This is a genomic window from Corynebacterium sp. ACRPS (genome assembly GCF_022346005.1).
Classification (GTDB): Bacteria; Actinomycetota; Actinomycetes; order Mycobacteriales; family Mycobacteriaceae; genus Corynebacterium.
Genome location: NZ_JAKRMY010000010.1, coordinates 56,678 through 76,525, shown reverse-complemented (window position 1 = coordinate 76,525; position 19,848 = coordinate 56,678). Strand labels below are relative to the sequence as shown.

Annotated in this window: 18 protein-coding genes; 7 read left to right on the top strand and 11 right to left on the bottom strand. The window is 60.1% G+C overall.

From position 1 onward, the window contains the following. Positions 1-64 precede the first annotated feature (64 nt). From infB to rimP, 4 genes are all read right to left on the bottom strand, one after another. Positions 65-2,932: a translation initiation factor IF-2 gene (infB, locus tag MHX65_RS07350; RefSeq protein WP_239269503.1), complete on the bottom strand. Its 2,868-nt coding sequence runs from the start codon at positions 2,930-2,932 to the stop codon at positions 65-67. 107 nt (positions 2,933-3,039) lie between these two features. Beyond that, positions 3,040-3,402, bottom strand: coding sequence for a YlxR family protein (locus MHX65_RS07345; RefSeq protein WP_239269502.1), 363 nt, complete (start codon positions 3,400-3,402; stop codon positions 3,040-3,042). Between the two features lie 84 nt (positions 3,403-3,486). Next, positions 3,487-4,503, bottom strand: a complete 1,017-nt coding sequence (nusA, locus tag MHX65_RS07340) for a transcription termination factor NusA (protein ID WP_239269501.1) — start codon at positions 4,501-4,503, stop codon at positions 3,487-3,489. A gap of 23 nt (positions 4,504-4,526) precedes the next feature. Continuing rightward, positions 4,527-5,066 carry a ribosome maturation factor RimP gene (rimP, locus tag MHX65_RS07335; RefSeq protein WP_239269500.1) on the bottom strand — a complete coding sequence of 180 codons (540 nt, stop codon included), beginning with the start codon at positions 5,064-5,066 and terminating at the stop codon, positions 4,527-4,529. 38 nt (positions 5,067-5,104) lie between these two features. Here rimP and MHX65_RS07330 point away from each other — a divergent pair, with 38 nt between their 5' ends. Together MHX65_RS07330 and MHX65_RS07325 are read left to right on the top strand one after the other, a co-directional pair. After that, entirely contained in the window at positions 5,105-5,953 is an 849-nt protein-coding gene (locus MHX65_RS07330) for a DUF4439 domain-containing protein (protein ID WP_239269499.1), read from the top strand. 178 nt (positions 5,954-6,131) lie between these two features. Next, entirely contained in the window at positions 6,132-6,461 is a 330-nt protein-coding gene (locus tag MHX65_RS07325; protein ID WP_370657795.1) for a transglycosylase family protein, read from the top strand. A 124-nt stretch (positions 6,462-6,585) separates the two neighbouring features. On the opposite strand, the gene MHX65_RS07320 is transcribed toward MHX65_RS07325, so the two are convergent. Then, on the bottom strand, positions 6,586-6,948 hold the full coding sequence (locus tag MHX65_RS07320; RefSeq protein WP_239269498.1) for a DoxX family protein: 363 nt from the start codon (positions 6,946-6,948) through the stop codon (positions 6,586-6,588). Between the two features lie 60 nt (positions 6,949-7,008). After that, the gene (locus MHX65_RS07315; RefSeq protein ID WP_239269497.1) at positions 7,009-8,778 is read right to left on the bottom strand and encodes a proline--tRNA ligase; all 1,770 of its coding nucleotides are present in this window, start codon (positions 8,776-8,778) and stop codon (positions 7,009-7,011) included. A 30-nt stretch (positions 8,779-8,808) separates the two neighbouring features. Between MHX65_RS07315 and yaaA the strand changes: the two genes are divergently transcribed. Continuing rightward, entirely contained in the window at positions 8,809-9,531 is a 723-nt protein-coding gene (gene yaaA, locus MHX65_RS07310) for a peroxide stress protein YaaA (RefSeq protein WP_239269496.1), read from the top strand. Between the two features lie 22 nt (positions 9,532-9,553). Here yaaA and MHX65_RS07305 read toward each other — a convergent pair whose 3' ends face one another. Genes MHX65_RS07305 through MHX65_RS07290 form a run of 4 tightly spaced genes read right to left on the bottom strand, consistent with a single transcriptional unit; the run spans position 9,554 to position 13,214 of the window. Then, positions 9,554-10,291 carry an ABC transporter permease gene (locus tag MHX65_RS07305; protein ID WP_239269495.1) on the bottom strand — a complete coding sequence of 246 codons (738 nt, stop codon included), beginning with the start codon at positions 10,289-10,291 and terminating at the stop codon, positions 9,554-9,556. Between the two features lie 28 nt (positions 10,292-10,319). Continuing rightward, positions 10,320-11,219: an ABC transporter ATP-binding protein gene (locus tag MHX65_RS07300; RefSeq protein ID WP_239269494.1), complete on the bottom strand. Its 900-nt coding sequence runs from the start codon at positions 11,217-11,219 to the stop codon at positions 10,320-10,322. Positions 11,220-11,278: 59 nt separating this feature from the next. Next, on the bottom strand, positions 11,279-12,040 hold the full coding sequence (locus MHX65_RS07295; RefSeq protein ID WP_239269493.1) for a response regulator: 762 nt from the start codon (positions 12,038-12,040) through the stop codon (positions 11,279-11,281). Beyond that, the gene (locus MHX65_RS07290; RefSeq protein WP_239269492.1) at positions 12,033-13,214 is read right to left on the bottom strand and encodes a sensor histidine kinase; all 1,182 of its coding nucleotides are present in this window, start codon (positions 13,212-13,214) and stop codon (positions 12,033-12,035) included. Before MHX65_RS07290 ends, MHX65_RS07295 begins: the two co-directional genes overlap by 8 nt. Before the next feature lie 66 nt (positions 13,215-13,280). Between MHX65_RS07290 and MHX65_RS07285 the strand changes: the two genes are divergently transcribed. After that, positions 13,281-14,105 carry a PhzF family phenazine biosynthesis protein gene (locus tag MHX65_RS07285; protein ID WP_239269491.1) on the top strand — a complete coding sequence of 275 codons (825 nt, stop codon included), beginning with the start codon at positions 13,281-13,283 and terminating at the stop codon, positions 14,103-14,105. Position 14,106: 1 nt separating this feature from the next. Beyond that, positions 14,107-15,462, top strand: a complete 1,356-nt coding sequence (locus tag MHX65_RS07280; RefSeq protein ID WP_239269490.1) for a protein adenylyltransferase SelO — start codon at positions 14,107-14,109, stop codon at positions 15,460-15,462. Between the two features lie 105 nt (positions 15,463-15,567). On the opposite strand, the gene mqo is transcribed toward MHX65_RS07280, so the two are convergent. After that, positions 15,568-17,064: a malate dehydrogenase (quinone) gene (gene mqo / locus MHX65_RS07275; RefSeq protein ID WP_005278731.1), complete on the bottom strand. Its 1,497-nt coding sequence runs from the start codon at positions 17,062-17,064 to the stop codon at positions 15,568-15,570. A 285-nt stretch (positions 17,065-17,349) separates the two neighbouring features. Here mqo and MHX65_RS07270 point away from each other — a divergent pair, with 285 nt between their 5' ends. After that, positions 17,350-18,396, top strand: a complete 1,047-nt coding sequence (locus tag MHX65_RS07270; protein WP_239269489.1) for an alpha/beta hydrolase — start codon at positions 17,350-17,352, stop codon at positions 18,394-18,396. A gap of 35 nt (positions 18,397-18,431) precedes the next feature. Beyond that, positions 18,432-19,832: a mycothione reductase gene (mtr, locus tag MHX65_RS07265; protein WP_239269488.1), complete on the top strand. Its 1,401-nt coding sequence runs from the start codon at positions 18,432-18,434 to the stop codon at positions 19,830-19,832. The last annotated feature ends 16 nt before the right edge of the window (positions 19,833-19,848 follow it).

Below are 19,848 nucleotides of genomic sequence, written 5' to 3'. Positions count from 1 at the left end.
GGCCTAACTCCAAGGAGAAAGGCCCTCAAGGTGGGCACGTACAGCGGGCCGACACTAGCAGCGACTAGTCGCGCGGTACCTCGACTTCTTCATAAGCCTGGATGATATCGCCTACCTGGATATCCGGGTAGGACAGCACCATACCGCACTCATAGCCGGCCTTGATCTCGGTCGCGTCGTCCTTCTCGTGACGCAGGGACTCGATCTTGGCATCGGTAGTAATGACGTTGTTATCGCGGAGCAAGCGAACCTTGCCGTTGCGGACAACCTTGCCATCGGTGACCATACAGCCTGCGATAGTACCCACCGAGGAGGACTTGAACAGGGCGCGGATTTCGGCCGCACCGGTGTCGCGTTCCTCGTAGATCGGCTTGAGCATGCCCTTGAGAGCGGCCTCGACTTCCTCGATGGCCTTGTAGATAACCGTGTAGTAGCGGATATCCACGCCCTCTTGGGTAGCAATCTCCGTGGCCTTGCCTTCCGAGCGCACATTGAACGCAATGATGACGGCATCGGAAGCGGCGGCCAAGGAAATATTGGTCTCCGTTACGGCACCAACACCGCGGTCGATGATGTTGAGCTCGACTTCGTCCTCGGTCTTGATATCCAGCAGGGCATCTTCCAGCGCCTCGACGGAGCCGGCGTTGTCGCCCTTGAGGATGAGGTTGAGAGTCGAAGTCTCCTGCAATACCTTGTCCAGATCCTCCAAGGACACGCGCTTGCGCTGCTTTGCCTGCAAGGCAGAACGCTTACGAGCATCGCGCTGGTTGGCAATCTGGCGGGCCACGCGGTCATCATCGACCACGAGCAGGTTATCGCCAGCACCCGGCACGCCGGACAGGCCTTGTACCTGTACCGGGCGGGAAGGACCGGCTTCCTTAACGTCCTCGCCAAATTCATCGAGCATGCGGCGCACGCGACCGTGCGCATCGCCTACCACGATGGAATCGCCGACGTGCAGCGTACCGCGCTGGACGATGACCGTAGCCACAGGGCCGCGACCGCGGTCCAGGTGGGCTTCGATGGCCACACCCTGGGCATCCATCTCTGGGTTAGCCGTGAGCTCAAGGGCGGCATCGGCAGTCAGGATGACAGACTCCAGCAACTGGTCGATGTTCTGGCCCTGCTTAGCAGAGATATCAACGAACATCGTGTCGCCGCCGTACTCTTCAGGCACCAGGCCGTACTCCGTGAGCTGGCCACGGATCTTCTCCGGCTGGGCCTCCGGCTTATCCACCTTGTTCACAGCCACGACAACCGGGATATCGGCAGCCTTGGCGTGGTTGATGGCCTCAACCGTCTGTGGCATGACGCCGTCATCGGCGGCGACAACCAAGATGGCCAGGTCGGTGGACTTCGCACCACGGGCACGCATGGCGGTAAACGCCTCGTGGCCAGGGGTATCCAGGAAGGTAATGGTGCGTTCGCCATCCACGTCAACCGTGGTCTGGTAAGCGCCGATTCCCTGGGTAATACCGCCGGCCTCGCCGGCTGCCTCATTGGTCTTACGGATGGTATCCAACAGGCGGGTCTTACCGTGGTCAACGTGACCCATGACGGAGACGACTGGAGGGCGGTGTTCGAGGGCTTCTTCGCCGCCTTCGTCCTCGCCGAATTGCAGGTCGAAGGACTCGAGCAGCTCGCGGTCCTCGTCTTCTGGGGAGACGACTTCTACCTTGTAGTTGATCTCGTCACCGAGCAGCTGCAGCGTATCTTCCGATACGGATGCGGTTGCGGTGACCATTTCACCAAGGTTGAACAGTGCCTGCACCAATGCTGCTGGATCGGCACCGATCTTCTCCGCGAAGTCAGACAGCGAAGCGCCGCGGCGCAGGCGGACGGTCTGCCCCTTGCCATCTGGCAAGCGGACGCCGCCTACGACGTGCTTCTGCTGCTCTTCAAACTCATGGCGCTTTTGTCGCTTCGACTTCTTGCCCTTGCGTGGTGCGCCACCTGGACGGCCGAATGCGCCAGCGGTACCGCCGCGACGTCCACCGCGTCCACCGCGGAAGCCGCCGGGACGACCGCCGCCTGGGCCACCTGGGCCTCCTGGTCCACCGTGGCCACCGCGACCGCGGCCACCGCGTCCCCCACCGCTCGGTGCCTTGGACGGCATCGAGGCTGGGTTTGGATGCGAAGGCATCATGGCAGGCGATGGACGACGTCCGCCGCCACCCTGGCCTTGGTTCTGATCCTGGCCCTGACGGTTATTGCCACCTTCATTGCGGCCGCCGCGCTTTCCACCGCGGTTATCGCCGGGGCGGTTGCCGCGCTGGCCCTTAGAGCCACCGGGGCGTGGGCCTGGGCGGTTGTCTCCCCCACCCGTGGAAAATGGGTTATTGGCCACGCGGCGGGATCCGCCGGGCTTAGGCATCGGTCGCGGCATGGCGTTGCCTGGGGTCGGGCGCTCGCCCGACTTCTTGGCATCGCCTTGACCTGCGTTCTGGCCTGGCTTCGGTGCACCTTGGCCGGGCTTAGGTGCTGGCTTGGAAGCAGCGGCGCCTGGCTTTGGTGCTGCCTGACCTGGCTTGGGGGCAGCCTTAGCGGACCCTGCACCTGGCTTCGGCGCAGCGTCGGATGGCTTCGGTGCCTGTGCACCTGGCTTAGGGGCGCCGGGCTTTGGCGCAGCGGATTTCGCGCCGCCCTGTGCACCTTGACCTGGCTTCGGCGCAGGCGATGCCGGCTTCTTGGCGTTGCCCTGGCCGGGCTTAGCGGGCTTGGCAGCCTTCTCAGTCTTGTCTGCCTTGCCTTCGGTGGCATCGCCACCGGACTGTGCTTCATAGTGAGCACGCATCTTCTTGACCACCGGTGGTTCGATGGTCGAGGATGCGGTTTTGACGAACTCGCCTTGTTCCTTCAGGGTGGCGAGCAGTTCCTTGCTGGTTACTCCGAGCTGTTTTGCCAACTCGTGAACACGTAGCTTTCCGGGCACTTGTCTCCTCTTGGTATCGCCTAGGAGCCAAGGCCGCGAAAAACTGGCCTGACTCCTAGTTAAACGTTCTGGACTTTCATCGCTGATGCTTCATCGTTGTGCGCTCATCAGTGTTCGGTCTTCCTTTTTAACTCTGGTGTGTACGAATCTTGTGCAGCTTGTTCCGCACACGGTACTTTTTCGCCCTGTACATTTTCGCACTGTGCTTCCAAGTACCTACGTACCTGACCTGTGTCCACGGATGCGGACGTGCGGAGCGCGCGCTTGAAAGCATGTTTGCGCTCAGCTAGCTCGAGTGCAGAAAGCGTGGGGCTAATCCATGCGCCACGGCCAGGAAGCCGCCGGAATGGATCCGCCACCGCGCGGCTGCCGTGAGGATCATTGGCATCAATGACCACCCGCAGCAGCTCCGTATCGGGCATGCGGCGACGCGTAGCGATGCAAGTACGAAGCCGTTGAGTCTGCGACATCCAACTCCTTAACTTTCGCTGCGTCTACATGTCCCTTTCTGCATCTGGGCCGTTTACTAGCCTACGCTATATATCCGCATTTCCTTAATTCGCGTCCGCGTCTGAATGAATATCGATCTTCCATCCGGTCAAACGGGCGGCTAGGCGCGCGTTCTGGCCTTCTTTACCAATGGCAAGGGACAGCTGGTAGTCAGGGACGATGACGCGCGCCACCTGCTCCTCGCTATCGAGCACGGTCACCTTGATCACCTTTGAAGGAGCCAGGGCATTGCCCACATACACGGTGGGATCTTCGCTGTAATCGATGATGTCGATCTTTTCGCCACCCAGCTGACGCATGATGTTATTCACGCGCTGGCCGCGCGGGCCGATGCACGCACCCTTGGCGTTCAGGCCCTTCGCGTGGCCGATGACGGCGACCTTCGAGCGGTGCCCAGCTTCGCGGGCGATGGCGATCATTTCCACGCTGCCATCCGCAACTTCCGGAACCTCCAGTTCAAAAAGCCCGCGCACCAGCTCCGGGTGGGTCCTGGACAAGTTGATCTGCACATTGGCACCATTGCGGTTTACTCCCACCACATAAGCCTTGATGCGGTCACCGTGCTGCAGCTTTTCCCCGGGGATTTGTTCTGCGGGAAGCAGGATGCCGTCCTGCGATTCCAGCTCGGAGCCGAGCTGGACCACGACGATGCCGCGGGCATTGGCATGCGCATCGCGCTGGACGATGCCACTGACAACGCGCCCGCTCAGCTCCGAATAGGAATCAAAAGTGCGCTCAGCTTCGGCCTCGCGCAGCTTGCGTAAAATGGCTTCGCGCACGGCACGTGCACCCACGCGGCCAAAGTTATCCGGGGTGTCATCGTACTCACTGGTTACTTCCCCGGTTTCGGGGTCGCGCTCGGTAACGATGACGCTGACGGCACCGGTAGTGGTATCGATGTCTACCCGGGACTTGGCGCCTTCGGCCTTGCCCTCCGCGGTGGATTCGCGGTAATCCAGGTAGGAATACAACAAGGCACTTGCAATCGACTCCAACAGGTCATTGACTGGGACCTGCCGTTCGGATTCGATGGTGCGAAGTGCCTCAAGATCAATATTCACTTGTCTATCCTCTCGATTGCCGGTTAGCTCTCGGCTTCTGCAAATGGCTGGTGCACGGCGTCTAGCTCACGTTGTGATGGCTGTGCAAACTCAATTTCTACCACTGCGTGGGCAATGTTTTCCAATCGCTCCACTTCTGTATGAACCTCGTTTTTCTCAGAGGTGATAAGGACAACGGCATCTTCGTCCGCGTTGAGTGCGCCGATGCGCGCGGTATGGCTCTTGTCGTCGCCGCGATTAAAGGTCACCTTCCTCCCCTTGTTGCGTCGCCAGTGGCGCGGTGCAGTCAACGGCAAATCCACACCGGGGGTGGAGACCTCCAAGGTATATCCAGCACCAAAATTCAGCTCGCCCACAGCCTCTAGTTCATCGAAGAAGGCCGAAATATCGTCGGAGACTTCCTCTAATACGTCGGAGCTGGGACGCCTATCGCCATCGATGCGGATGATGACCTGTGATTTCTTTCCCGCCTTGGTGGTTTTAATATCCTCCACGTCGAGCCCGCGGGCTTCTAGGCGAGGTTGGAGCAAATCAGTTAATTGTTGTGCATCTGGGAAAGCCATGCCCACTAGCCTACGTCCTTCAAGGTACAGTCTTTTGGGTGAACCGCCGACGTATTGCTTTAACCTGTGTAGCCTCGACTGCCGCCCTGCCCGCACTCGCGGGCTGTTCCGCGGTCGATTCCGTCGTCGACTATTTTGGCCCGCGCCCAGAAGACGCACTCGAGCGCCTTGCCGTGGCCGCCGCTAGCGATAGCCTCGCCCTCCAGGGCGTCGATGATGCGGCCGCGGATATGCGCAGCTCCCAAGCCGATGCGCTGTATGAGGAGATCGCGCGCCTCTGCGGCACCGATGACCAAGGAAACCTCCCGCACAGCTGTGAGGTGGAACGGCCCACGCAGGCACCGCCGGCCCCAGATTCCTCCCAGGTACTAGAAGAAGCCGCCTCGGCCACCACGGAAGCCGCCGATGAAGTCAGCTCTGAGTCGCGGCCGATAGTTACCCAACAGGCCATCACGCTTAATGCTTGGCTGCCTGGCGATGCCCCCGATATCCCCACGCTCTCCCAGCCGCACCGCGAGAGCGCGGCTGATTTGTTGCAGTGGGAATACGAGCAGGTCTTTGGCCTGGATTTCGCTCGGGCTTATAGCGAACCTGCTGCCGAGGGGCGCATCGATACGCTTTTAAGCCTCCATCATCGCCGCATCGACCAACTGCAAGAGGCGCTTAGCCAAAATGGCGAGGCTCCCCAGCCGGAGCCTGCCTATTCCTCCGGCGCAGCCACGCTTCCCAGCGATGCGGACTCCGCTGCCACCTTCCTCGATACCTTGGTTGAACGAGACGCCGACAAATGGCACGCGGCCGCGGTGGCTGCCGCACAACAAGAAAGCCCAAACCAGGAGTGGCTGAACTGGTTAATCGGCACCGCCGCCGAAGCCAAGGCCGCATAGTTCCCGTTTTTCCCACCGCGCCTACCTGAACATTCACTGTCCGGTGGGCAGCGAAAAATCAGCGAATTATAGGCCGATATTCATTGATAATTCGTCCAACCCCTACGTAACTTGGTGGATTACGTGCTTGATGGAGATTCCACAAGCCCAAAACACAATGAGAAGGAGTGCTTTCTCAATGCGTACTAAGAAGACCTTGCTTACTATGGCCGCAGCTACGTTGGGCATCGCCGGCATTGCCGCACCAGCCGCCAATGCAGCCCCGGCGAGCGCCTGGGACCAAGTCGCCGCGTGCGAGTCCGGCGGTGACTGGCACATCAACACCGGCAACGGCTACCACGGCGGACTGCAGTTCTCCCAGCAAACCTGGGCCGGTAGCGGCGGCACCCAGTACGCGGCTACCGCTGACCAAGCCACAAAGGAGCAGCAGATTGAAATCGCTGAAAATGTTCTTGCAAACCAGGGAGCTGGCGCATGGCCTAATTGCGGCGGCCCCGTGGCTGGCTAAACCTCTTCCGCCCGCAGCGGTCGCGTGATGCTGCGCTAGCGGCGGCATCACGCAAGCTACCGACCCCCGATTTCCTCTGGGTATCTATTTTCTTGGAAAATTGGGGAGTCGGTTCTTTTTGGTTTTATGTCCTACCCTGCGCGATCTTCCATGCGTAGCGAATCAACGGAATCTGCAGCGGCAACCGAATGATGTGATACAGCTTCTTCGGCCATCCCGCGTCGCGCTCGATCCAGGCGTGGTACATATTCGCCGGCCACACGGCAAGAAATAGCGCCGCGGCTGACGCGCCACCGGACTCGCGAGTGGCGCGTTCAGTGAGCAAACAGCCGGTAGCTATTTCCCAGGCGCCGGAAGCAAAGTTATACAACCGCGGCGAGCCCGGCAGCTGCGGCGGCACGATAGATTCAAAATTTTTAGCGCGCAGGAAATGCAGCGTGCCCATCGTAATAAGGGCCATGGGGAGCACGTATTTATTAAGTCTCATGCTTCCCCAGGCTACCTTGCCCCTGCTTATGAGCGCTGGGCCTTGGCGCGGTGCTTTAAGTTAAGCCCGCACAAGCTCGAGGAGTTTATCCACGATTTTCTCCGCCGGAACTTCCAGAGGTTCCTGCCCGCGGATGCGCAGCTCAATGATGCCGTCTTTGAAGGCGCGTCCCAAGATGGCCACAAAGGGCATGCCAAGTAACTCTGCATCTTTGAACTTCACGCCCGGGGAGACCTTGGGGCGGTCATCGAAAAGCACCTCAAGGCCTGCCTGGGATAGCTCTTCTACCAGCTTATCGCCGGCCTCCATGGCCGCTGCATCCTTATTCGCCACCGCCACGTGCACTTGGTACGGCGCCACCGCCACCGGCCAATTCAGGCCCTTTTCATCGTGGCGCTGCTCTGCCAGCACGGCCAGCATGCGGGAGATGCCGATGCCATAAGAGCCCATCGTGGGGATGGCGCGCTTGCCGTTTTCATCGAGGATTTGCACGTCAAAGGCCTCGGTGTACTTGCGGCCCAACTGGAAGATGTGGCCCAGCTCGATGCCTCGCTGCAAGGCCAAGGTGCCCTGGTTATCCGGTGCGGGATCGCCCTCTTTGACCTCTGCTGCTTCCACGAACTCATCGACGTGGAAATCGCGGCCGGCCACGCAGCCCACGACGTAGCAGTTTTGCGCATCCGCGCCGGTGATCCAGGAAGATCCCTTGACCACGCGGGGATCGGCAAAGACCTTCACGCCATTGGAGTTCAGCGCGCGCGGGCCCACAAAGCCCTGTTCCAAGAAATCGTATTGCGCATAGATCTTATCGCTTGCCAGGGTGAATTCTGCCGGTTCCAAGGCCGCTTCAAGGCGCTTGGGATCTAGTTCGCGGTCGCCCGGGATCAGAATCGCCGCCAATTCCTTCTTCTCTTCAGCATCCTCTAGCGCCGGGTGAGTTACCTCCACCATGACGCACTTGAGGATATCCGCGGCCCGAGCCTCATGGCCGTCGACCGCTATGTCCTCGGTCTTCGCCCAGTGCACCAGCGCTTCAATGGTGGCGGCATCCGGGGTACGATATTCCTTTGCCGCGGGCTGACCCGCAATGTCCTTTTCTGGGGGCGCTTGGGTCACGACCGCCTCTACATTGGCCGCATAATCGCCTTCGGTGGAGCGAACAAAAAGGTCTTCGCCCACCTCAGAAAGCGCCAAGAACTCCTCGGAGGCGGATCCGCCCATCGCGCCAGAAGTGGCCTTACAAATGGCGTAATCGATTTCCAAGCGGTCAAAAATATTCTGATATGCCTTGCGGTGACGGGCGTAGGAGGAGTCTAAGCCCTCATCGTTCATATCGAAGGAGTAGGAATCCTTCATCACGAACTCGCGCCCGCGCAGCACCCCGGCGCGGGGGCGTTCCTCATCGCGGTACTTCGTCTGAATCTGATACAGGGTGACCGGGAAATCCTTGTACGAGGAGTACATGTCCTTTACGGCATTGGCAAACATTTCCTCGTGTGTTGGCCCCAGCAGCAGGTCCGCATTCTTGCGGTCCTGCAGCCGGAATAGGTTGGGACCGTATTCCACCCACCGGTTGGTCTTTTCATAGGGCTCGCGCGGTAGCAGCGCTGGGAAAAGCATCTCTTGCCCGCCAATGGCATCCATTTCTTGGCGTACCACGTCTTCAATCTTGCGCAGGGTGCGCAGCCCTAATGGCAGCCAGGTATAAATGCCCGGCGCGACGCGGCGCACGTAACCGGCACGCACCAGCAGCTTGTGGCTGGGGACCTCGGCATCGGCTGGGTCCTCGCGAAGGGTGCGGAGAAATAGTTCAGAAAGGCGGGTAATCATGGTCAAAATATACATCGCTACCCTATCTATATGCTCATTGTCCTCCCTCCTTCAGAAACCAAGGCCCATGGCGGCACGGGAAAGCCGCTCGATTTTGCGCACCTATCTTTTCCAGAACTTACCGATACGCGGCGCGAAATCGCCGCTGAGCTGCAGTCTCTTCCCGTTGATGAGGCGATGGTGACGCTGAAGCTCTCGGAAAAGCTGCGCAGTGAGGCCGAATCCAACAGCCAGCTTTTTACCACCCCCACCATGCCGGCGGTCGAGCGCTATACTGGCGTGCTTTTTGATGCACTTTCGGCATCCACCCTTCCCTCGTGGAGCCGCCTTGCTATTGGCGATGCCCTCTTCGGCCTCCTGCGCGCCGACGACCCCATCCCCCATTACCGCTTATCGGGCGGAACCAAGCTGGGCGGTCGCACCATGAAGTCTTTTTGGGGCAAGCAGATAACGCAGGCACTAGAAAACATCGACGAGCTGGTTGTGGATCTGCGATCGGGCACCTACCAGCAATTGGGCCGGCTGCCTTCGGCGGTGACGGTGCGGGTGGAAAGCGTGCAACCGGATGGCTCGCGCAAGGTGGTCAGCCACTTTAATAAGCACTTTAAAGGCCTGCTGGCCCGGGAGCTGGCGCTTTCGCCCGCCGATGCCTTCAGCGCCGCCGATGTCGCCGCTATCGCCCGCGCGGCCGGCATGACGGTGGAGGAACCGCCGCACGGCTCACGGGAGCTTACCCTCGTCGTATCCCCGTAGGGTGTGAGTGCCTGGCAGGAGCTTAGACCACGGCGCGGCGGCGCTGGACGGCCGCTGCCCCACCGAGGACAGCTACCACCATGGCTAGGACGATAACGCCGGATACCCACTGCGGGGCCATGAGCCCGAAGGTGTTTTGGCCTTGGAAGAAGGTGCGCAGGTTGGCATCGGGCAAAATCTGCAGGATGATTTTGGCCCAGCCCATATCCATCGAGGTCAGTACGCTTTCGATGACGAAGTACTCAATAATGAGCAACATGGCCGCGAAAGTGCCGCTGCGCAGGATATATGCCAAGCCGGTAGCGAGCAGGGTGTAGACGATGTATTCCACAAAGGTAAATAGGAACACGGCGTTATCTGGGTAGTGCACGAAGCTGGAGAAGTCATACGAGCTGCCGAGCGCAGCGTTAAACAACATTCCGAGGATGCCTGCCAAGGCCGCGGCGGCAACGTTAGCCACGGTAATGACGAGGATCTGGCTCGAAAGCACTTGTAAACGCCGGTTGGTAGATAGGTAGCTCCAGGCTACGGTGCCTTTCTGTAAGTCGCCACCGACGAGCGTGGCCGAAGAAAAGATCATGATGACCACGGCGAAGATGGCGCCGATGGCTAGGTCAGAGGATTGGAGGGCGCTGTCGTCATTGCGGATAGCTCCCATCAGCACGTTGGCGGCTGTCAGCCCGACGGTGATGATAGCGAGGTATACCCACGTTGAGCGCAGGGAAAATATCTTGCGGGATTCGGAAACGATGGTATTCATGGCTCGTCATCTGCCTTTCTTAAGCGAGTTATGCGGAGCGGTAGTCCAGGTGGTCTGCGGTAGCGCCGAGGAAGGCGTCTTCTAAGGAGGGATGCTTGACCTCAAGGCTGCTGATGCGGATGCGGTGGTCAAAGCACAATTGGCCGACCTCGTCGCGGTCTAGACCGGTAATGCGCAGCACTTCCCCATCAAAGGAGGTCTCCGCCTGCGAATCGTGCAGCAGGCGAGCCAGCTCTTCGGGCTGGTCCACGACGACCTCCACGGTGGTAGCACCAGAGGCGTTGACGAATTCTTCTACCGTGCCTTCGCCGACGAGCTTGCCCTTGCCGATGACCACTAGGCGGTCCGCCGTGAGCTGCATTTCTGAGAGCAGGTGGGACGACACCAGCACGGAGCATCCCCCGGCGGCGAATTCGCGGATGCGGTCGCGCATCCAGTGCACGCCTTCGGGGTCGAGGCCGTTGACGGGTTCATCGAGAAGCAAGTGCTTGGGCTGTCCCACCATGGCGCAGGCGAGGCCCAGGCGCTGTTTCATACCAAGCGAATAGCCCCCGATGCGCTTTTTCGCCACCTTTCCGAGCCCGACGCGCTCCAGGGTGTCATCGACGTGATTCATCGATACCCCCTGCAGTGCTGCCATATAGCCCAGGTGCGCGCGGGCGCTGCGGCCGGGGTGGAACCAGTTGGCATCGAGCAGAGTGCCCACCATGGAGGCAGGATCGGATAGTTCGCGAAATGGGGTGCCATCGAAAGTGGCGGTGCCGGAGGTGGGATTTTCTAGACCGACGCACATGCGCATCGTGGTGGATTTGCCGGAACCATTGGGTCCAAGGAACCCGGTGACCTGGCCATCGGGAACCTCGAAGGAGAGGTTGTCTACTGCTGTAAAGGAACCGTATTTCTTGGAAAGCTGTGTGACTGTGAGCATGGTTTTATCCTGGCGCTTTCCCGGCGCGAAGTAACCATCCTCGAGGCGGATTTAGCCGTTCATCCCTGGGGATGAGAAAGCAGCTCCTCTACGGTGACTACCCCATGGGTATAGGCATACAGCACGGCCTGGACGCGGTCGCGGGACCCAGTCTTGGTCAGCACGTGGCGCACGTGGGTCTTGACCGTTGCCATGGAGACAAATTCCTCTTCGGATATTTCGGTATTGGAATACCCCAGCGCCATGAGCCTTAAAATATCCATCTCGCGCGGGGTGAGCTCCGCTGCAGGCGGGGTCGTGGCGGCATCGGCGCCGGGCTGCGCTGCCGCAGCGGTATGCGAAGCCGAGTGCTCCTTCCCGCTATCTCCACCCTCCTCGCTGCGGACTTGTTGGAGCACCTGGGCGGTAATGCGCGGCGAAAGCACGGCCTCGCCCGAGTGCACGGTGCGAATGGCGGAGAGCAGCTCCTCGGGCTCGACGTCTTTGAGCAAGAATCCAGACGCCCCAGCAGAGATTGCGCCGTGGACAAAGTTGTGATCATCAAAGGTGGTCAGCATGATGACCTTGGTCTCCGGGAATTCTGGGAGAACTTCCTCCGTGGCCGCAATGCCGTTGACCCGCGCCATTTGCACGTCCATGAGGATGATATCGACGGGCTCTTGCCGCGCAAGGTCCAGTACCTCATCGCCATCGGAGGCCTGCCAGACCACGCTCATATCCTCCTGCGAGCCGATCAGCATGGCGAACCCGGCGCGCAGGAGCGGTTGGTCATCGACAAGCGCAATGCGAATGGGCTCAGGTTCCTGTTCCGGATTAGACATGCGGTACCTCCACGGTGATTGCAAACGTTCCATCCTCGGCCTTGGTGGACACACTGCCACCATAGGCCTTTACGCGCTCTTTCATCCCGATGAGGCCGTAGCCTGGCGTGTGGTCCTTGTCCGGCTGCGCCATGGGGTTGTGCCCCTCGATAACAAGCGCCGACCTATCGCTGCGAAAGCGCAGGGTTCCCCTATTTTGGCTGGAGTATTTGAGCATATTGGTCAGCATCTCCTGCACGATGCGGTAGATGGTGAATTGATAGAGCTCATCGCTATCGGCGGGTAGCTTTTCCATGCCGTAGACGGTGATATCGAAGCCGGCGCGCCGGGCCTCCGAAAACAGCCCGGCGATGTCTGAGGTGCCTGGGGCCTTGGTTTCCCCGCGCGAATCCTCTTCGCGCAAGACGGAGAGCAGGCTGCGCATCTGTTTTAAAGACTCGCGCGAGGTGGAGGCGATGGTATCGAGCGCCTCCGTGGCTACCTTGGGGTCTTTGGTGGCGGCGAACCGGGCGCCATCGGCAAGCGCAATGACGCCAGCGAGGTTGTGGGCGACGATGTCATGCATCTCGCGGGCGATGCGGTTGCGCTCGACGGCGCCGGCCATCTCCGCGCGCTCGATGAGCAGCTGTTGGCCCTCCCGGCGCTTCCGATTATTGGTGCCGAGCAGGTAGAAAAAGCCCAAGACCGGCCAGCCGAGCAGGACCGTGCCGGCATAGGCAAGCAGCGGGCTCATGGTCGCATCGCCCAGGCCGATGTCGCTACCCGCGAAGAGCTTTTCCCCAAATAGGCTTGCGGTGGTTCCGGCCAAAGAGCCCAAGGCGATCCAGGCAAGCCAGATATAGCGCAAGCGCTTGCGGGAATGCGTGCCGATGAGAAAGGCCGTGTAGGCAAAAATCGGGGCGTGGAAGTTTGCCAGGGAGGCCAAGGGCGTGAAAATGCACAGCGTCATGGTGCCGGCAACGAAGAAAATGGACTTTTCTTGCAGCTTGGGATGCAGCCACAGCGCCAGCGGGATGCCGACGGTGTACAAGACCGCGACGATGGCCTGGAAGGGCGAATCGGTGTGTAAAAAGTTCGCGGCGTTGGGCAACAGCACGCCGAAGAACACGGGGATAATGATTCGCCACGGCGGTCCAATCCAGTCGCGCAGACGATCCGGCCAAAGCTTAGTCATAAGGGCAAGGCTAGCGCAGAAGCCAGCCTGCCGGCCTCATCCCCAGGGCTGACTAGACTGGCGGGCATGCAACTCCAGTTCTTTGAAGTCGATGTCTTTGCCACCTCGGCGTTTTCCGGTAACCCGCTCGCCGTCGTGGCCCATGCCGATGGGCTCTCGACGCAGCAGATGCAGGCCATCGCGCACTGGACCAATTTTTCTGAAACTACGTTCTTGCTCGAGCCCACCGATCCCGCGGCGGACTATCGCGTGCGCATTTTTACCCCGCACGAGGAATTCGATTTCGCCGGCCACCCCACCCTGGGCAGCGCCGCCGTCTGGCGGGCACTCGGCAATAAACCGCAGAAGGAAGGCACCATAGTGCAGGAATGCGGGGTGGGGATGGTCTCCGTGCGCGAAAGCGGGAGAATTTATTCTTTTGCCACCCCTCCCCTGCGCGCGAGCGGGCCGCTGAGCAGCGCCGAACTGGCAGAGGCCTGCGCGGGCTTGAATATCGCAGAAGCAGATGTCATCGATTCCGCTTGGGTGGACAATGGGCCTGGTTGGCGGCTTTTACAGCTGCGCGATGCCGCGGCCGTGCGCGCGGTTCAGCCCGCCGCAACCCGACCCAAGGTGGGCGTGGTGGGCATGTGTAATAGCAGCGCGGGTACTGATTCCGCCGCCTATGAAGTGCGCGCGTTTACCGCAGGATTCGAGGATCCTGTCACCGGCTCCTTCAACGGCGGTGCCGCACAATTCATGCGCTCGCGCGGGCTGGTCCCTGCCCGCTACACCGCCTGCCAGGGCAGCCAGCTGGGACGAGACGGGGAGGTCTTTATCCACGATGACGGCGCCGATATTTGGGTCGGCGGCCGCGTCCACATCCGCGTGCAAGGAAAATTGGAGGTCTAAAATGCACCTACACCACGACTATGCAAAGCACCTGCCGGACTTGGTGGCGGCAACGCACGGCGAGGAACAACCGGATCCTAAGCTCGTGGTTCTCAATGAAGAGCTGGCCCGACAGCTGGGCCTCAATACGGACTGGCTGCGCTCTGCAGAGGGCCTGGATTTCCTCTTGGGCCGCGGCGGCGGGCATGCCATGGCCTATTCCGGTTTCCAATTCGGCTCCTTCAACCCGCAGATGGGCGATGGCCGAGCCATGCTCTTGGGCGAGGTGGAAAAAGACGGAAAACTGTGGGATCTCCATGCCAAGGGCACGGGGCTGACCCCCTATTCCCGCCTGGGTGCCGATGGCCGCGGCACCCTTTCATCCATGCTGCGCGAATACCTGATTTCTGAGGCCATGCATGCCCTCGGCGTGCCCACCACGCGCTCGCTCGCCGTGATTTCCACCGGCCGGCCCATCCAGCGCGGCCACGTGCAGCCGGCGGGCGTCCTGGTCCGCGTGGCCGCCAGCCACATCCGGGTCGGAACTTTTCACTATGCCGCGCAGTCCGGCCACCTCCAGGCTCTCGCGGACTACGCCATCGCGCGCCACTACCCTGGGGCAGACTACCGGGAGTTCTTCCAGGGCGTGATGGACCGCCAGATAGCCACCGTGTCTTCGTGGATGCGCTTGGGCTTTATCCACGGGGTAATGAATACGGATAACACCACCATCTCCGGTGAAACCATTGATTATGGCCCGTGCGCCTTTATGGAGGCTTACTCTCCCGATACGGTATTTTCCAGCATTGACCAGCAGGGACGCTATGCCTTTGGCAATCAACCAGCCATCCTGGGCTGGAACCTCGCCCGGCTCGCGGAATCGCTCGTGCCGCTTTTTGATGCCGATATCAATGCCGGGGTCGACTTCGCGCAAGAGACCATCAACGGGTTCCAGGAGAAATTCGCCACCCAGCGCCACAGCGATATAGCCGCGGCCCTCGATTCCACCACCGAGGTAGCCTCCGCCTACCTTACTGCGATGCAGCTATCTCGCCCGGATATCACGTTGGCGCACCGTGCGCTTGCCGATGCCGCCCGCGGCCACACCCTTCCTGCCCAAGAGCTCTTCACAGGTACGGACTTCCTGGATAGCTACCTAGCCACTCACCCCGCCCCGGATGCCGTGGATGCTGCCATGCCCCGGGTCATTCCCCGCAACATGGCCGTCGAAGCCGCGCTGCGCGCCGCCGAGGCGAGCGATATGCAGCCCTTTACTGAGCTCCTCCACGCCGTGACCCACCCGTGGGAGCCGCATCCGTCCTACGAACAGCCCGACCCGAATGGGCTTGCAGGTTTTCTCACCTACTGCGGTACCTAATTTTCTAGCCACCCCGAATTCAAAAGTTGCACAGCACAAAGCCCTCCGCGCAGTACGTTCTGCACGGAGGGCACGGGCTGGGACTTAGTCCCAGCCGAAGGCGTTTTAGCGCTCTAGCTTCAGCGTCTTCTGGGTGTATTCCCACATCTCGTTGTAGAAGTCCTCATCATTGGCCAGCTTCATGCCGTAGGACGGGACCATCTCGCGAATCTTATCGCTCCAGTCAATCATGCGCTCGCCAAAGCAACGCTCCAGCAGCTCCAGCATGACGGCTGGGGCAATCGAAGCACCCGGGGAAGCACCGAGCAGGCCGGCAATATTGCCCTCCTGGTTATTAACCAAGGCGGTACCAAACTCGAGGGAGCCAAAGCGCGGTGCACCAGCAGGCTTGATGACCTGTACGCGCTGGCCGGCAATCACGGTTTCCCAGTCACTTTCCTTCGCATTCGGGACGTATTCGCGGAGGGAATCAACGCGGTCAGAGAAGTCCTTGCGCACCTCATCAATGAGGTACTTGGTCAGGCCGAATTCCTGCACGGCAACGCCCAGGTAGGAGGTGATGTTATCCGGGCGGATGGACTTGAAGAGATCCAGGTAGGAACCCTTCTTCAAGAACTTCGGGCTCCAGCCGCCGTACGGGCCAAACAGCAGGCCCTTCTCGCCGTCGATAACGCGGGTATCCAGGTGCGGCACGGACATCGGAGGAGCACCCACCGCTGCCTTACCGTAAACCTTAGCCTGGTGCTGCTCAATGAGCTCCGGATTCTTGGCGCGCAGCCACAGGCCGGAAATGGGGAATCCGGCGTAGCCAGCTACTTCCTTCACCTTTGCCTTGCGGAGCAAGTCCAGGGCGTAGCCGCCGGCACCGACGAAGACGAACTTCGCCTTCACCACGGTGATATCGCCAGTGTGCTTGTTCTTGGAATAAACCTTCCAGTCGTTTCCGTCGCGGTCGATATCGAAGACCTCGTGGCCGTAACGGATCTCCGTGCCAGATGCGCGCGCCGCGGTCAGGAACTGCTTGGCCAGGGCGCCGAAGTTCACGTCGGTGCCGACTTCGGTCCAAGAGATAGCGACCTTATTGGAAAAGTCGCGGCCGTCCGCCATGAGCGGCAGCTTCTCCGCAAAGGTGGATTCGTCATCAGAGAACTGCATGCCGGGGAACATGTGCTTTTCACTCAGCACCTCGTAGCGGCGCTTCAGGTAGTCCGCCTGGATTTCGCCCTGGGCGAAGGAGACGTGCGGGACTGGGTTGATGAACTCGCTGGGTTCAGTCAGGATGCCGTTGTTGAGCTGGTGGGACCAGAACTGGCGCGACTTCTGGAACTTCTCGTTGGTCGCAATGGCCTTAGAGATATCGATGCGGCCGTTCTTCTCTGGTGTGTAGTTGAGCTCGCACAGGGCGGAGTGGCCGGTACCAGCGTTATTCCACGGCGAGGAGGATTCCAGGGCGGGGCCATCAAGGCGCTCAAAGATCATCTGGGTCCAGCTCGGCTCCAACTCGCGGAGCATAGCGCCCAGAGTGGCGCTCATGATGCCGGCACCGACCAGTGCGACATCGACCTCATCTACAACTTGTGCTGTCTTCTTTGCTGAGGACACTGTGTTATAACCTCTTCGAATTGAAAATTTATATACATCGGCGCGTTCTGCACCATATATTTTAAGCGCTTTGCGCCCCACACCGCGACTGTTGTGCACAGCCAACCTGCCGATGTGTCACGCATTAACGCCTTACCTTACGCTTTTCTTTTCTCGATTGGTTTTTCTCCCCCACCCTGGTCACCACAATATGGGGCGACCTGTTATACAGTTCACATTTCACTGAAATAATGGCAGGTCACGCAGCTACCGTAGTGACGACCAACTGTTGACTAGACTCGTGTCATGGCTACAGCAACTCCGTCATGGGGGCCCGATATCCTCGGCCCCGATTTTCAATCAGCCACCCTCGACCTTGGCCCCGATCCCGATGGCGAGGGGGATATTGTCACCACCCTCGTCCGCTATGCGCCAGGCTCGGCCGCAGGCTCCACGGATTCGGGCCCCGCCGATCCTTCTTCGCCTTCTGCCACTTCCCGCCCGGCCTTGGTATGGCTGCACGGGATGACTGACTACTTCTTCCAAACGCACGTCGCACAGCACTTCGCGGCACAAGGCTATGACTTCTACGCGGTTGACCTGCGCAAATGCGGCCGATCGCACCGCCCGGGCCAGTCCTGGCACTACGTTTCGGACTTGTCCTTATATAACGCGGATCTTTCCGCAGCCCTCGATGCCATTACAAACGACGAGGTAATCGTTATCTCCCACTCCACCGGTGGCCTGATTGCGCCGCTGTGGATGGACTTCTTACGCCGCCATGACGCGGAGCGCTTCTCCCGCCTGAAGGGCCTCATCCTCAATAGCCCCTGGCTGGACATGATGGACGTTCCCAGCTGGGCCGTATCAGCGCTGAAGCCGGCGATATACTCCACCGCCAAGATCGCACCCAAGATCGCCTTGCCTGGGGGCAACCTCACTGCCTATGGCGAATCGGTGCACAGCGACTTCTACGGCGAGTGGGACTACGACCTCAGCCTGAAACCATTAGCCGGGCATAAGAAATATATCGGCTGGCTGGCCGCCGTCTTCCACGGTTTTGACGCCATACACAGCGGCCGCATTAATGCCGGGGTCCCCGTATTGACGCTGCAATCTACCCGCTCGCTATTGGGCACGCCCTACTGCGATGCGGTCAATCATGCCGATTGCATCATCGATGTCGCACAGACCCGACGGTGGGCAAAAGAGCTCAATGCGCACTACACGCTGCGTTCCATCGAAGGCGCGCGCCACGATGTCTTTTTATCCCTCCCCCACCCCTTAGAAGAGGCCTTCGCGGCGTGCGATGCGTGGCTTCCCACCATTGTGGAAGCGCCCACACCAGCATAAATACCCAAATTGGACACATGGATTAAGGTACAAATATGACCACAATTGATACAGCAAATACTCCGGCCGCTGAGGAACACTACGACCTCATCATCATTGGCACCGGTTCCGGCAACTCCATTGCCAACCGCGATTTTCACGATAAGAAGATTGCCATCATTGAAAAGGGCCGCTTCGGTGGCACCTGCCTGAATGTCGGCTGCATCCCCACCAAGATGTACGTCTACGCAGCCGATGTCGCCCTCGCCGCCCGCGAAGGCGAGCGCCTCGGCATTGACGCCCAGGTCAACAACGTGGAGTGGAACTCCATTGTGGAGCGCGTCTTCCACAACCGCATTGACCAGATCGCCCAAAGCGGCGAGGACTACCGTCGCGGCGACAAGACCCCGAATATCACCGTCTACGACGAGCACGCACGCTTCGTCGGCTCTAAGACCATCCAGACCGGCGATCACGTCATCAGCGCCGATCAGATCGTTGTTGCTACCGGCTCCCGCCCGGTAATCCCTGAGGTCTACGCCAATTCCGGTGTGAAGTACTACACCAACGAAGACATCATGCGGATGGACCGCCAACCAGAAAGCCTGATCATCGTCGGCGGCGGCTATATCGCCATGGAATTTGCCCACGTATTCGATGGCCTCGGCACCAAGGTCACCGTGGTCAACCGCAGCGAGACCTTGCTGCGCCACCTCGATTCCGATATCTCTTCACGCTTCAACGAAATTGCCCGCGAGCGTTTCGATATACGGGTTGCTAACGGCACCAAGCTGGAAGAAACCGACAAGGGCGTAAAGCTGAAGCTCGATAATGGCGAAACCCTCGAGGCAGACGCCATCCTGGTAGCCACCGGCCGCAAGCCAAATGGCGATCTCATGGATGTGGACAAGGCCGGCATCAAGCTGCTGGACAATGGCCGCATTTCCACCGATGCTCATGGCCTCACGGATGCAGAAGGCGTCTGGGCGCTTGGCGATGTCTCTTCGCCCTACATGCTCAAGCACGTCGCCAACGCCGAAGCCCGCACCATCCAGCACAACCTGCTCCACCCAGAGGATCTGCAGGATCTTCCGCACGACAATGTTCCTGCCGCCATCTTCACCCACCCGCAGATCGCCTCTGTGGGCTTGAAGGAAGAAGAAGCGCGGGAGCAGGGCTTCGATGTCACCGTAAAGATTCAGAACTTCGGCGACGTGGCCTACGGCTGGGCCATGGAAGATACCACCGGTATTTGCAAGCTGATTGCGGACCGCAAGACGGGCCAGCTCTTGGGCGCCCACCTGATGGGCCCGCAGGCTTCCACCCTGATCCAGCAGCTGATTACCGTAATGGCCTACAAGATCGACCTGCGGGACTTTGCCCGCAAGCAGTACTGGATCCACCCAGCCCTGCCTGAGGTCGTAGAAAACGCCCTCTTGGGCCTCGAATGGGACTAAGGCACCGTAGCTAAGA

Coding starts and splice junctions, on each gene's coding strand:
- MHX65_RS07345 (WP_239269502.1), bottom strand. CDS start 3,402: ATGTCGCAGACTCAACGGCTTCGTACTTGCATCGCTACGCGTCGCCGC.
- rimP (WP_239269500.1), bottom strand. CDS start 5,066: ATGGCTTTCCCAGATGCACAACAATTAACTGATTTGCTCCAACCTCGC.
- MHX65_RS07325 (WP_370657795.1), top strand. CDS start 6,132: ATGCGTACTAAGAAGACCTTGCTTACTATGGCCGCAGCTACGTTGGGC.
- MHX65_RS07320 (WP_239269498.1), bottom strand. CDS start 6,948: ATGAGACTTAATAAATACGTGCTCCCCATGGCCCTTATTACGATGGGC.
- MHX65_RS07315 (WP_239269497.1), bottom strand. CDS start 8,778: ATGATTACCCGCCTTTCTGAACTATTTCTCCGCACCCTTCGCGAGGAC.
- yaaA (WP_239269496.1), top strand. CDS start 8,809: ATGCTCATTGTCCTCCCTCCTTCAGAAACCAAGGCCCATGGCGGCACG.
- MHX65_RS07305 (WP_239269495.1), bottom strand. CDS start 10,291: ATGAATACCATCGTTTCCGAATCCCGCAAGATATTTTCCCTGCGCTCA.
- MHX65_RS07300 (WP_239269494.1), bottom strand. CDS start 11,219: ATGCTCACAGTCACACAGCTTTCCAAGAAATACGGTTCCTTTACAGCA.
- MHX65_RS07295 (WP_239269493.1), bottom strand. CDS start 12,040: ATGTCTAATCCGGAACAGGAACCTGAGCCCATTCGCATTGCGCTTGTC.
- MHX65_RS07290 (WP_239269492.1), bottom strand. CDS start 13,214: ATGACTAAGCTTTGGCCGGATCGTCTGCGCGACTGGATTGGACCGCCG.
- MHX65_RS07285 (WP_239269491.1), top strand. CDS start 13,281: ATGCAACTCCAGTTCTTTGAAGTCGATGTCTTTGCCACCTCGGCGTTT.
- MHX65_RS07280 (WP_239269490.1), top strand. CDS start 14,107: ATGCACCTACACCACGACTATGCAAAGCACCTGCCGGACTTGGTGGCG.
- MHX65_RS07270 (WP_239269489.1), top strand. CDS start 17,350: ATGGCTACAGCAACTCCGTCATGGGGGCCCGATATCCTCGGCCCCGAT.
- mtr (WP_239269488.1), top strand. CDS start 18,432: ATGACCACAATTGATACAGCAAATACTCCGGCCGCTGAGGAACACTAC.